This window comes from Roseateles sp. 22389, assembly GCF_052044995.1.
Taxonomy (GTDB): domain Bacteria; phylum Pseudomonadota; class Gammaproteobacteria; order Burkholderiales; family Burkholderiaceae_C; genus Roseateles.
Genome location: NZ_JBQEOF010000001.1, coordinates 50,970 through 63,562 on the forward strand (window position 1 = coordinate 50,970; position 12,593 = coordinate 63,562).

A 12,593-nucleotide genomic window follows, 5' to 3' on the forward strand; every position below is an offset into this window, starting at 1 on the left:
ACGAAAACGGCGCAGGAGCGCCGTCGTGTGTCCTCGAGGAAGCGGAGCAGGCGCGTAGCTTAGCGCCGCCCGTAGCGCGGCGAATCGACGACCACGCCGCCGATGTCGGCGTCCGGCGATTCGCCGGGCAGGGGCGGGAAGTCGTGGCCGAACTGGGACTCCCGGCCGAGCTGGGAGTCGCGGAAGCCGCTGGCCTCGTGCGCGCCGGCGCGCGGCCGGTAGCCGCGGGCGCGGGGTTCGGCGGGCGGCAGCGGGGCCATGGCGGCGGACATCGGGGCGGCCATCGGCGGCAGCGGCGCGTGCATCGACTCGCCGCCGCCGAAGGCGTCATAGCGGCTGTCGGGCGCGAAGAAGGAATCGCTGAAGACGGGCGAGTCGTTCCACAGCGTGTTGCGCGCGGCCGCGGCCACCGGTGCCGCGCGCCGCGCCCCGGCGGCGCTCGCGACCGGCGCATGCGCGCTGGCGCGCGGCATCGGCGCCATGCTGGCGCGGCTGCCCTGGTTGCTGTAGGGCACGAGCAGCTGCAGCTCGGTCGCGCTGGGGAGCTGGTCGACCGAGGTGCGGAGGTAGCGGATCCGGCACGCGGCCAGCACGGCCTGCTTGATCTGCAGGCTGCGGGACGAGCCGGGGCGGTCGGTTTCCAGGTCGATGGCGGCCAGCACGCGGCCGTTGGGGCTGCAGATGGCGAAGTTCACGCTGATGCCGCCCAGCAGCTCATACCAGTAGCGGACGTCGCGGGCCTCGGTCGGCTGGCAGAAGCGCACCACCGGCAGCTTGCACATCACGACGTGGTGGGGAAGCGCCTCGCGCAGCAGGCGGAAGACGCGGCGTTCATCCGCGCTGAAGACCGGGCGCGGGCTCAGTGACCACTCGGTGGGCAGCGGCTTGCGCTCGCGCCGGGGGCGCCGCAGCAGCAGCGCGGCGAGCAGTCCCAGGACCGCCAGCGCCGACAGTCCCGCGATGATCCACGGAAGCAGGTTCTGCATATCCCAACGAACTGGACGGACCGGACGGATGGCGCGACGAGGCGCCGAGGGTCGCTCGGAGGTGGCAAGGACAGCGCGCAACGGACCGGCGAATCGGGCGAATGTAGCGGAAAGGCGTTACAAAATGCATCCGGATTCCCCCCTGGAATCGGGTGGGCCGCCGTGGAATGCCGCCGCCGTCCGTGCGATCAGCGTTTCGATCCGGGGCCGCCGGGGCGGTCGTCCGACCGGTCCCGGACCTTGCGGATGCGGGATTTCACCTCGGCCACGCCATCCAGGAAATCGCCGACGGTGCGCATGTGGCGCTTGAACTGGAAGTCCCATTCGGCCATGTGGCGCTCCAGGGCCTCGTCCACGTGCGAGGACACCGAGTCCGGGGGCAGCCGCAGCCAGGCTTCGGATTCGCCGCCGTCGCGCTCGACGGTCGCGCCGGCGTTGCGGGCGATCTTCAGCATCGGGGCGTTTTCGCTGAGGGCGTGGATGAACAGCGTGTCGATGCCGCGGTTGCGGGCGTGCAGCGCGGCGCGCTCGAACAGCCGGCCGCCGAAACCCTTGCCGCGCGCCGTGGTGGCGACCGAGACGCCGAACTCGGCCATCGCCGGCCGGCCCTTGATCTGCGGCGCCGGGGCGTAGGCCAGGTGCGCGACCGCGATCAGCTGCAGCCGGCGGTTGAAGATGCCCAGGACCTCGTCCCGGACGAAATCCAGCCCGGCCACGTACTTCTGGATCTGCTCGTCCCGCGCCGGGTAGCCGAAGCGCAGGTAGCGGTCGCGTTCCCCCAGGGACAGCAGGTGCTGCAGGATGCGCTTGCGGTGGCGCCGCCCCAGCGAGCGGATCGGCACCCAGCTGGTCCAGCGCGCCAGCATCGCGCGGGGGTGCCAGCGCGAGCGCGGTGCCTCGTCCGGCACGGGGCCGGGCGTCGGGGTGGGCCGGGGATCGGGCGGGGTGGTCATGGCGCGGTGGCGGATGGGGTCGGATGCTAGCGGGGAAAGCGGGCGGCGGGTCGTTCCCTTCCGAATGCGTGTCGGAACCGGCATGGCGGGGCGCCGTCGCGGCGCTTGCGCCGGACCGGCGGGGCGCGTGGATTTGGCCTTTCGAGCGTGTTCTGCTAGACTCGCCGGCTTTCCCGTTTCCAAGGCAGCGGGGGAACGTCCGTGAGAGGCCGCGCGATTCACGTCGCCGACAAGCGTGCACCGAACGTACGGGGGCAGATCGCCCGAAGTTTCGCCTTTTGAAAGAATCTCATGAAGACCTTCAGCGCCAAGCCGGCCGAAGTGACGCACGAGTGGTTTGTGATTGACGCCACCGACAAGGTGCTCGGACGTGTTGCCAGCGAAGTGGCACTCCGTTTGCGCGGCAAGCACAAGGCCATCTACACGCCTCACGTCGACACCGGTGACTTCATCGTCATCATCAACGCCGAGAAGCTGCGTGTCACCGGCAACAAGGCCACGGACAAGGTGTACTACCGTCACTCGGGCTTCCCGGGCGGCATCTACGCCACCAAGTTCAAGGACATGCAAGCCAAGCATCCGGGCCGCGCCCTGGAGAAGGCCGTCAAGGGCATGCTGCCCAAGGGTCCGCTGGGCTACGCGATGATCAAGAAGCTGAAGGTGTACGCGGGCGACACGCATCCGCACACCGCCCAGCAGCCCAAGGCGCTGGAAATCTAAGGAGCCGTGATGATCGGAAACTGGAACTACGGTACCGGCCGTCGCAAGTCGTCGGTGGCGCGTGTCTTCATCAAGAAGGGCACCGGCCAAATCACGGTGAACGGCCGCTCGATCGAGCAGTACTTCGGCCGTCAGACCTCGATCATGATTTCGCGCCAGCCCCTGCTGCTGACGAACAATGGCGAGGCCTTCGACATCAAGATCAACGTGCACGGTGGCGGCGAGTCCGGCCAGGCCGGTGCTGTCCGTCTGGGCATCACCCGCGCGCTGATCGACTACGACGCGGCCCTGAAGCCCGAACTGAGCCGCGCCGGCTTCGTCACGCGTGACGCGCGTGAAGTCGAGCGTAAGAAGGTCGGTCTGCACGGCGCCCGTCGCCGGAAGCAGTTCAGCAAGCGCTGATCGACTTCCGTTCGCTGGTGGAATCCGGGTTGGGATTTCATCGGCGACGCAAGCTCCAGAACAAGGCCGCTGTTTCCAGCGGCCTTGTTTTTTATCCGGTGGGCTGCACCTCCCGCCGAAGGGGCTATCCCCAAGTGCCTGCCCCATGCAGCGGGTGCTTTGAGATAATTCCCGCCATTCCTCCGACACAACAGGATCCACGATGAGCGCAGTCCTCGAAACCCAAACCACCGGCATGGGCGACATGCCGGCTCCGCTGGTCTTCACCGACAGCGCGGCCGAGAAGGTGCGCGAGCTGGTGCTGGAAGAAGGCAATCCTGAGCTCAAGCTGCGCGTGTTCGTGCAGGGTGGTGGCTGCTCCGGCTTCCAGTACGGTTTCACCTTCGATGAAGCGGTGAACGACGACGACACGCAGATGGCCAAGAACGGCGTGACGCTGTTGATCGACGCGATGAGCCTGCAATACCTGGTCGGCGCCGAGATCGACTACAAGGAAGATCTGCAAGGCGCCCAGTTCGTGATCAAGAACCCGAACGCGCAGACGACCTGCGGTTGCGGTTCGAGCTTCTCGGTCTGATCGGCCGGCACGACCCGACTGCCCCGACACGTGTCGGGCGCCATGACCAAGACCGCCTTCGGGCGGTCTTGTCGTTTCTGGCTCACGCCGGGGTGTAGCTGCCGAGGACGCGGAGTCCGGTGCCACCGGTCGCGGCGGGCAGGTTGCCCGGGAGCCCGCGCACATGGCGCATCGCCAGCCAGGCGAACGCGGCGCCTTCGACCTGCATCGGCGGCAGGCCACGACGATCGGTGGTTGCTACCGTCATGCCGGGCAGCAGCGCGCGCAGCCGTCCAAGCAGCGCCTCGTTGAACGCGCCACCGCCGCAGACCAGCAATTCGCGCCAGGCGCCCGGAGCGTGAGCCGCCAGGCTGTCGGTCACGCAGCGCGCGCTCAACTCGAGCAGCGTGGCCTGCACGTCCACCGCGGAGACCTGCGGCGCATGCGCCGTGATGCGCTCATCCAACCATCCCAAGTGGAAGAGGTCCCGTCCCGTGCTGCGCGGTGGCGCCTGATGGAAGTAGGGCTCGGCGAGCATTGCGGCGAGCAGCCCGGCATGCACCTGTCCCTGGGCCGCCCATTGGCCGCCTGCGTCATAACTCGCGCCTTGATGCCGATGGATCCAGCCGTCCATCAGGCAGTTGCCAGGGCCGCAATCGAACCCACCGCTGCGACCGTCGGCCCACAGCAGGCTGACATTGCTGATGCCGCCGACGTTCAGGACGGCGACGTCCTCACCCGGCTGGGCCAATGCTGCACGATGGAAGGCCGGCACCAGCGGCGCGCCCTGGCCGCCGACGGCCAGGTCCCGGCTGCGCAGGTCGTGGACCACGGCGATGCCGGTGAGCTCGGCCAGCAATGACGCATTCAGCACCTGCAGGGTGAAGCCGGTGCCGTCGAATTCGCCGGGGCGATGCCGGACGGTCTGGCCATGCGCGCCAAGCGCGCGAATGTCCTGCGGGACCCGACGCTGCGCATTCAGCAGCGCGCGGCACACCTGCGCATAGGCGCGAGCGACGGCATTGCCGGCGAGGGCGGCGCGTTGCAGTTCGTTGTCGCCGGGGCTGTTCAGCGCCAGCAGTTCGGCACGCAATTCGGCGCCGAAGGGCTGGTATTCATGGGCGAGGGCTTGGACGCTGCCGTCGGCCTCGGCGCTCACCAGCACCGCGTCCACGCCGTCCATCGAGGTGCCGGACATCAGTCCGATGTAGAGCTCGGCGCCGGTCATCGTCATCGCCGCGGCGTGGAGGTCGCGAGCGACCGCCGGCTTATTCGCCGACGACGCCCTCGTGGATGGACGAGGCCGCGTCGAGCGCGATCTTGGCGCTGGCGACCTGGGCCTTGAACGCGGCCTTGGCGGTCGCGGGCAGCGTGACGGCTTCCGACGAGCGCGCGATCACGCGCGGATCCTGCTGCTTGCCGTTCACGCGGAATTCGAAGTGCAGGTGCGGGCCGGTGGCCCAGCCGGTCGAGCCGACGGCGCCGATCTTCTGGCCCTGGTCGACCTTCTGGCCCTTCTTGACGTCGATGCGGCTCAGGTGCGCGTAGACCGTCATGCGGTTGCCGCTGTGCTTGAGCTGCACCACGTTGCCGAAGCCGTTCTGCCAGCCGGCGAACTCAACATTGCCGTCGCCGACGCTGCGCACCGGGGTGCCGGTGGGGGCGCCGTAATCGATGCCCTGGTGCTGGCGCCAGGTCTGCAGGATCGGATGGAAGCGCATCGCGAAACCGGAGGTCACGCGGGAGAACTCCATCGGGCTCGCCAGGAACGAGCGGCGCTTGCTCTCGCCGTCGAAGCCGTAGTAGTTGCTTTTGCCGCTGGCCGGATCCCGGAACAGCACCGACTGGTAGCTCTTGCCGTTGTTGACGAACTCCGCGGCCAGCAGGCGGCCGGCGCGGTTGCCCCAGGTGATGGGCTCGCCGTCGGCGGTCAGGGTTTCGTAGACCAGCGAGAAGCGGTCGCCCTTGCGCAGTTCGCGGTGGAAGTCGATGTCGCCGGAGAACATGTCCGCCAGCTGGGTGGCGATCGCGTCGGGCACGTTGGCCTCGTCGGTCGCGGCGAATAGCGAGGACTGGATCGAGCCGCTGCCCAGGCGGGTCTGGGTCTCGAACGGCACGGTCTCCAGCTTCGAGACGAACTTGTCGCCCTCGCGGGTGATGCTCAGGCGGGTGAAGTGGGTGTCCTGCTGCTCGCTGGCCTCGGCGGCGTAGCGGGCGACGAGGGACTGCACTTCGCCGCTGGCGGTCGCGACGACCTGCACGCGCTTGCCGACGCGACCGGTCAGCAGCTTCTTGGCGGTCTCGTCGCTGCGCAGGAAGGCGGCGGCGGCGACGTCGGCCGCGCCCATGCGCTTGAGCAGCGAGTCGGCGGTGTCGGCGGCGCGGGTGAGGTCGCTGCGGGACAGGCCCGGATCGAACGCGGCCAGTTCGGCCAGTTGCTCGTCCAGCGACTGCAGCGGGATGGATTCGGAAACGATGCGCTGCGGCAGGTCCGCGGCGTCAGGGGCCATCGGGGCGACGCCGAAGGCGGTCACCGCGAAGCAGCTCAGGGCGCCGACGACGGTGCCGGTCAGGGTGCGCGGGTGCTTGGCCGCGAAGGATTCGGCGCGAGCGAGCGTGCGCTGCACGCGCTGCCATTCGTCAGTCCAATTCATCACGCGCCGAAGACCTTCTTTCTGGAGCCTGAGGAGTGCCGCCCGTCGCCACGCCGCAGGGCGTGGCCCGGAGGGCCCGGGCCGGCGATTCGACGTGCCGGCCAGCGAAGGACGCCGGGGGCGTCCTGATGCTGCGGGGAGCGTCCACTAGAATCGCCGTCTTGCGTTGCAGCGTCCCATCGGGCATGAGATTTGCCCTCTTGGCGCCCCGCAAAAACAGCCGGCAGTATACCGGCGCGCCCGGGTTGCAAGTGCTAGAAAACCCGATAAATCAAGACTTTACGTAAGCCCGTGCGGGCTCCGAAGTGCCATGTCTGACATTCGAACCCAGTCCTCGCCGGCCGCTGAATTTCCGATCACCGACCGGGTCCGTCATGCGATGCAGCAATCGCTGCGGGGCTGCGAGGAACTGCTGCCGCAGGACGAATGGCTGAAGAAGCTGGCCCGTTCCGAGGCCACCGGCCAGCCGCTGCGGATCAAGCTGGGCCTGGACCCGACGGCGCCCGACATCCACGTCGGCCACACCGTGGTGCTGAACAAGATGCGCCAGCTGCAGGACCTGGGGCACCAGGTGATCTTCCTGATCGGCGACTTCACCTCGATGATCGGCGACCCGTCGGGCCGCAACGCCACGCGCCCGCCGCTGACGCCGGAGCAGATCAAGCACAACGCCGAGACCTATTACAAGCAGGCCAGCCTGGTGCTGGATCCGGCGCGCACCGAGATCCGCTACAACAGCGAATGGTCCGACCCGCTGGGCGCGCGCGGCCTGATCCAGCTGGCGGCCAAGTACACGGTGGCCCGCATGATGGAGCGCGACGACTTCACCAAGCGCTACGCGGCCGGCACGCCGATCTCGGTGCATGAATTCCTCTACCCGCTGATGCAGGGTTACGACTCGGTGGCGCTGAAGGCCGACCTGGAACTGGGCGGCACCGACCAGAAGTTCAACCTGCTGATGGGCCGGCACCTGCAGGCCGAGTACGGCCAGGAGCCGCAGTGCATCCTGACCATGCCGCTGCTGGAGGGCCTGGACGGCGTCGAGAAGATGTCCAAGTCCAAGAACAACTACGTGGGCATCACCGAGCCGGCCAACAGCATGTTCGCCAAGATCCTGTCGATCAGCGACCTGCAGATGTGGAAGTGGTTCGACCTGCTGAGCTTCAAGTCGATCGAGGAGATCGCGGCGCTGAAGCGCGAGATCGAGGGCGGCCGCAACCCGAAGGAAGCGAAGGTGATGCTCGCCAAGGAGATCACCGCGCGCTTCCATAGCGCGCAGGCCGCGGAGGACGCGGAAGTCGACTTCAACAACCGGGCCCGCGGCGGCATTCCGGACGACATCCCCGAGCTGACGCTGAGCGGCGCGCCGATGGGCATTGCCGCGCTGCTGAAGGCGGCCAACCTGGTGCCGTCCAATGGCGAGGGCAACCGCAAGATCGAGCAGGGCGGCGTCAAGATCGATGGCGTCACCATCAGCGACAAGGCCTTGAAGGTCGAGGCCGGCACGATGGTGCTGCAGGTCGGCAAGCGCCAGTTCGCGCGCGTGACGCTGACCTGACCCGTCCCGATCCCCGCATCACGCCATGAAAAACGGGAGGCCGAGGCCTCCCGTTTTGCTTGCAGTCAGCGAGTGACCCCGGGCCCGGAACAGGGTGGGAGGTTCGCGGACGCGAGGCCTCCTACCTGTGATGGGCCGCGCTGGCTGCCGGGCAGTCGCGCAGCGCCGGTGCCCCGCAGCGCTCACTGCTTGATCGGCCGCAGATAAGGCCCCGGCTTCGGCATCTTGACGGGATCCTTCGCGATCGCATCCTTGAGCCAGGCGATCGCCGCATCCAGCTGCGCATCTTGCCCATTGGCGGTCGCGCGCGGCGGATTGTCGACCTCGATGTCGGGCGTCACGCCCTTGCCCTCGACGAGGAACTGGCCGTCGACGGTGATCTGCCCGTTCTCCGCGGCGCGCATCAGCCCGTTGTCCATCAACCGGTTCTGGTCGGACAGCCACACCCCGGCGCCCGAGGTCGTCTTGCCGATGACCGGTCCCAGGCCCAGGCGCTTGAAGCCTTCGGAGAAGGTTTCGCCGTCGGAGTAGGTTTCCTCGTTGGCCAGCACGACGACCTTGCCGCGGAACACCTGCTGCATATTGGGATAGGGCTTGCTGCCGGAGGGTGAGCGCGGTTGCCAGAAGGCCCAGGCGCGGCGCAGCAGCGTCTGCAGGATCCAGCTGTCGATGTTGCCGCCGTTGTTGTGGCGGACGTCGATGATGAGCCCCTCGCGCTCGCTCTGCGCGTAGAACTCGCGGGCGAAGTCGCCGATGTCGTCGCGGGTCATCGCGCGCAGGTGCAGGTAGCCGATCTTGCCGTTGCTGGCGGTGTCGACGATCCGGGCGCGGCCGTAGCGCCAGTCGTTGACGCGCAGCTGGCCTTCGCGGCGCAGGTCGACCGGCGTGACGACGACGGGGCGTTCCTTGCCGGAGGGCTCGCGCACCTGCAGCAGCACCTGCTTGCCGGCCTGGCCGCGCATCAGTTCGCTGGGATCGGGGGCCTGGGTCGCGTCGCGGCCGTTGATCTGCGTGATCACGCTGCCCACCGGGATGTTCAGCCCCGGCGCGGCCAGCGGGCCGGCGTCGGCCGGCAGTTCCGGATCGCCGCTGAAGATGCGGGCGATCTTCCAGCCCTTGGCGTCGCGTTCGAGTTGCGCGCCCAGGCCGGCGAAACCAGGTTCCTCGGCGCCCTTGCGCAGCTCGCCCGGCGCCACCTGGCTGTGCAGCAGGCTGAGCTCGCCCACCATCTGCGCCATGACCTCTGCCAGCTCGCTGCGCTCGGTGACGCGTTCCACCAGCGGCGCGTACTTGGCGCGCATCGCGGTCCAGTCCACGCCGTGCATGTCCTTGTCGTAGAAGAAGTCGCGCTGCATGCGCCAGGCGTCGTTGAACATCTGGCGCCATTCGGCCTTGGGATCGACGGCGATCTGCCAGTCGGTCCAGCGCACGCGCGACTTGTCCAGGTCGCCGGGGATCTTCGGTCCGGCGTCGACGATCAGGATCTCCGGCGCGGCGCCCGGCGCCGCGGGGCGGCGGATCAGCAGCTTCTTGCCGTCGGCGCTCAGGTCGAAGGCGCCGACCTGTTCGGCGAAGGTCTCGACCTTGGTCTCGCCGGGACCGATCGGCAGCTGGCGCAGCGTGGTGCCCTCGTGCAGGTACAGGCGCTTGGAGTCCACGGCCAGGCCGCTGTAGTTGCCGGCGGCGATGGGCACTTCGAACAGGCGCAGCGACAGGCCGGGGATATGGATCTCGGGCTTGCCCTTGGCTGCGGGCTTCTCTTCCTTCACCGCGGCGGCCTTGGCCTGGTCGACCTTCTGCTTCGATTCCTTGTTGTCGGGCTTGTCCTTCTCCTGCTCGCGGACCTCGGCCTCCTCCTTGGCCTTCAGGCCCTGGAGTTCATCCGGCTGCGCGAACGGGAAGCGCAGGCCCGGCTGCAGCGCCAGCGCATAGACCTTCCAGCCCTTGTCGAAGAACGGGCCCATGTTGCGATCGCCCCAGGGGCCGGGGTTGCCGGTCACGTCGAAGCTGCGGCGCGACAGGAAGTAGAGCCACTGGCCATCGGGGCTGAAGGCCGGCGCGGTCGCGGCGTAGCGGTCGCTGCCGAGCTGGTGGACCTTGCCGTCGGCGACGGTCAGCAGCATCAGCTGCTCGCGATAGGGATTGCTGGTGGCGCGGACGAAGGCCAGCGCCTTGCCGTCGGCGGACCAGGACAGCGAGGCCGCGCCGTCGCCGAGCGTGTCGTGGTCGACCTCGCGGGTCGCGGCGGCGCGGCTGGGGTTCTTGAGGTCGGTGAGGAAGAGGCGGCCTTCCTTGTCGGTGTGGGCGATCCAGCGGCCGTCGGGCGAGGGCGACAGGCTGCGGCGCATCGCGGTGGCGCCTTCGGTGACCTGCCGCGGCTGGCCGGCGCCGTTGGCGGCCAGGCGCCAGATCTCGAGTTCGCCGCTGTAGTCGCACAGCGCGAAGACGTCGCGGCTGTCGCTGCTGAAGGCGGTGTCGCGGCAGCGGCCGGCGTCGCCGAGGCCCGAGGGCACCGGCAGTTCGGCGCGGCGCAGCGGACCGACGCCTTGCGTCGCCAGGCGGCCGCGCGCGGTCAGCACGACCTGCTCGCCATTGGGCGACAGCGAGACCGCGGTCAGGAAGTCCTGCGGGCGGCTGACCCAGCGCTTGCGTTGCTGGTCGAAGTCGCCGCCCAGGGCGATGGAGAGCTTCTGCTCGGCGGCGCTGCCGTTCAGATCGAGGCGGTAGAGGTCCGCGCCGACGGCGAAGACCGCCTGTGCGCCGTCCAGGCTCGCATGGCGGATGTCCCAGCCCTTGAGGCGGGTGTGCTGGCGCGGGTCGGTGCCGTCGGCCTTGACCGACCAGAGGTTGAAGGTGCCGTCGCGGTCGGACAGGAACGCGATGCGGGCGTTGCCGCCGGCGTCGACGTAGGGCATGGGCCGGCGGTCGTTGGCGCCTTCGGGGACCAGCGGCCGGGCCTCGGCGCTGCCGGTGAGGTCCATCACCCACAGCCGCGCCAGGGCGCCGCCGCGGTACTGGCGGGCGTTGTCGCCGCGCAGGCCGTTGCGGGTGAAGTACAGGGTCTTGCCGTCGGCGCTGAGCGCGCCATCGCTGGCCTGGCCGACCGGCAGCGCGCGGTGCTTGCCGGTGGCGATGTCGACCAGGTGCAGCTGCGTGCCGGGCTCGCCGCGCTCGGTGTTGCCGGTGTAGAGCACCTCGTTCTGCGCGGTGATGCCCCAGACGCGGACCGCGCCGGTGTCCCAGGTCAGGCGGCGTGGCACGCCGCCGGCGGCCGGCATGACGAAGACGTCGCTTGCGCTTTCCTGCTGGCCGGTGAACGCGATCCAGCGGCCGTCGGCGGACAGGGCGGGATAGGTCTCGACGCCGCCATGGGTGGTCAGGCGCTGGGCGGTGCCGCCGGCGGCGGAGGCCTGCCACAGGTCGCCCTCGGCCACGAAGACCAGCCGGTCGCCGCGCAGTGCAGGCTGGCGGTAGAAGCCCAGCGCCGGATCGACGAGCGCCGCACGGGCGGCCGCGCCGCGGGCGACGGCGTCGGCGGCGCCGAGGGCGGCAGCCGAGGTCGCGGCCGAGGTGGCGGTGGATTCGGCGGCGATGGCGAGGGTGGCCATCGAGCAGGCCGAGGCGATGGCCAGGCGGCGGAGCGTGATGCGCATCGAGGTCTTCCTTGTGGAGTCCGGGGACGGAGCGTTGGAACGAGAAGGGAACCGGCCGGACGGCAGCCGGAAGTCATGCGGCGCGGATTCTGGCGCCGGGCGGGGCGTCAGCGGTTCGTCACCCCCATGGCGACATGCCCGGCCGGCACGTGGGGCACGGCGTTCTGGACGTGGCCATGCTGGTCGTCGAAGAAGAAGTCGGGCTCGAACTCGCGCAGGAATTCGCCCTTGGCCAGGCCGCCGAGGAACATCGCCTCGTCGACCTCGACGTCCCAGTCCATCAGCGTGCGGATGGCGCGCTCATGGGCGGGGGCGCTGCGGGCGGTGACCAGCGCGGTGCGCAGGCGCATCGGCGCGGCGGGCGCGGCCTGCAGGCGCTGCAGCTCGTGCAGCACCTGCTTGAAGGGGCCGGCGGGCAGCGGCGTGAGCTTGCGTTCGCGCTCATGGGCCTGGAACGCGTCCAGGCCGTCGCGCTGGTAGATCTGCTCGGCCTCGTCGGAGAAGAGCACCGCGTCGCCGTCGAAGGCGATGCGGAGTTCATCGGGATAGGCGGCGGAGGCGCGGGCCGACTGCGGGAAGACACGGGCCGCGGCCACGCCCGCGGCCAGCGCGGAGCGCACGTCGTCCTCGTTGGCCGACAGGAACAGCTGCGCCTTGAGCGGCTTGAGGTAGCGCCAGGGGCTCTGCCCGCGGGTGAAGACGCCGCGCTCGATGGTCAGTCCGTAATGCTGCGCGGAGCGGAACACGCGCATGCCGGAGATCGGATCGTTGCGGGACAGGACAACGACCTCGACGCGGGGCGTCTCGCCCAGGGCGTTGAAGGCGAGCAGCTTGCGCGCCAGCGAGAAGGCGGTGCCGGGCTTGGCCGGCTCGTCCAGGCGCTGCTGCTGCAGCCGCATGTAGGCGCGGTCGTCGCTGTTCTCGAAGAGCTGGTTCTCCTCTTCGAAGTCGAACAGCGCGCGGGAGGAAAGGGCCACCACCAGGCGGCCGTCGAGGGAGGCGGGCATGGGTGGGGATGATAGGGGTCCCCGGGTCCGCCGCCGGATCGGACATGGCGGCGTGAGGCCTTCGTGATCACGCATTGACGCGGCATTGAGGGCGCAATGAACCC

At 69.4% G+C, this 12,593-nt stretch carries 10 protein-coding genes; 4 read left to right on the forward strand and 6 right to left on the reverse strand.

Going from position 1 to position 12,593, the window contains the following annotated elements; all coding sequences use genetic code 11:
- Window positions 1-59: 59 nt before the first annotated feature.
- Together ACTJKJ_RS00225 and ACTJKJ_RS00230 are read right to left on the reverse strand one after the other, a co-directional pair.
- Complete coding sequence (locus ACTJKJ_RS00225) at window positions 60-986, reverse strand: DUF2726 domain-containing protein (protein ID WP_440819266.1); 927 nt, start codon at window positions 984-986, stop codon at window positions 60-62.
- A gap of 188 nt (window positions 987-1,174) precedes the next feature.
- Entirely contained in the window at window positions 1,175-1,939 is a 765-nt protein-coding gene (locus ACTJKJ_RS00230) for a GNAT family N-acetyltransferase (protein WP_297384280.1), read from the reverse strand.
- Between the two features lie 291 nt (window positions 1,940-2,230).
- On the opposite strand from ACTJKJ_RS00230, the gene rplM reads away from it, so the two are divergent.
- From rplM to erpA, 3 genes are all read left to right on the forward strand, one after another.
- The gene (gene rplM, locus ACTJKJ_RS00235; protein WP_067065533.1) at window positions 2,231-2,659 is read left to right on the forward strand and encodes a 50S ribosomal protein L13; all 429 of its coding nucleotides are present in this window, start codon (window positions 2,231-2,233) and stop codon (window positions 2,657-2,659) included.
- A gap of 9 nt (window positions 2,660-2,668) precedes the next feature.
- On the forward strand, window positions 2,669-3,061 hold the full coding sequence (gene rpsI, locus ACTJKJ_RS00240) for a 30S ribosomal protein S9 (protein ID WP_091727356.1): 393 nt from the start codon (window positions 2,669-2,671) through the stop codon (window positions 3,059-3,061).
- 202 nt (window positions 3,062-3,263) lie between these two features.
- Window positions 3,264-3,638, forward strand: coding sequence for an iron-sulfur cluster insertion protein ErpA (gene erpA / locus ACTJKJ_RS00245; RefSeq protein ID WP_279756836.1), 375 nt, complete (start codon window positions 3,264-3,266; stop codon window positions 3,636-3,638).
- 82 nt (window positions 3,639-3,720) lie between these two features.
- On the opposite strand, the gene ACTJKJ_RS00250 is transcribed toward erpA, so the two are convergent.
- Both ACTJKJ_RS00250 and ACTJKJ_RS00255 read right to left on the reverse strand, forming a co-directional pair.
- Window positions 3,721-4,851 carry an anhydro-N-acetylmuramic acid kinase gene (locus tag ACTJKJ_RS00250; RefSeq protein WP_440819267.1) on the reverse strand — a complete coding sequence of 377 codons (1,131 nt, stop codon included), beginning with the start codon at window positions 4,849-4,851 and terminating at the stop codon, window positions 3,721-3,723.
- Between the two features lie 34 nt (window positions 4,852-4,885).
- Window positions 4,886-6,271: a M23 family metallopeptidase gene (locus ACTJKJ_RS00255; protein ID WP_183492908.1), complete on the reverse strand. Its 1,386-nt coding sequence runs from the start codon at window positions 6,269-6,271 to the stop codon at window positions 4,886-4,888.
- Window positions 6,272-6,650: 379 nt separating this feature from the next.
- On the opposite strand from ACTJKJ_RS00255, the gene tyrS reads away from it, so the two are divergent.
- A complete protein-coding gene (gene tyrS, locus ACTJKJ_RS00260) occupies window positions 6,651-7,829 on the forward strand; it encodes a tyrosine--tRNA ligase (RefSeq protein WP_440819552.1) in 1,179 nt (392 codons plus the stop codon).
- Between the two features lie 182 nt (window positions 7,830-8,011).
- Here the strand turns inward: tyrS and ACTJKJ_RS00265 are convergent, their stop codons facing one another.
- Window positions 8,012-11,482, reverse strand: coding sequence for a S41 family peptidase (locus ACTJKJ_RS00265; protein WP_440819268.1), 3,471 nt, complete (start codon window positions 11,480-11,482; stop codon window positions 8,012-8,014).
- Between the two features lie 107 nt (window positions 11,483-11,589).
- Entirely contained in the window at window positions 11,590-12,489 is a 900-nt protein-coding gene (locus ACTJKJ_RS00270) for a 5'-nucleotidase (RefSeq protein WP_343605587.1), read from the reverse strand.
- Window positions 12,490-12,593: the final 104 nt, after the last annotated feature.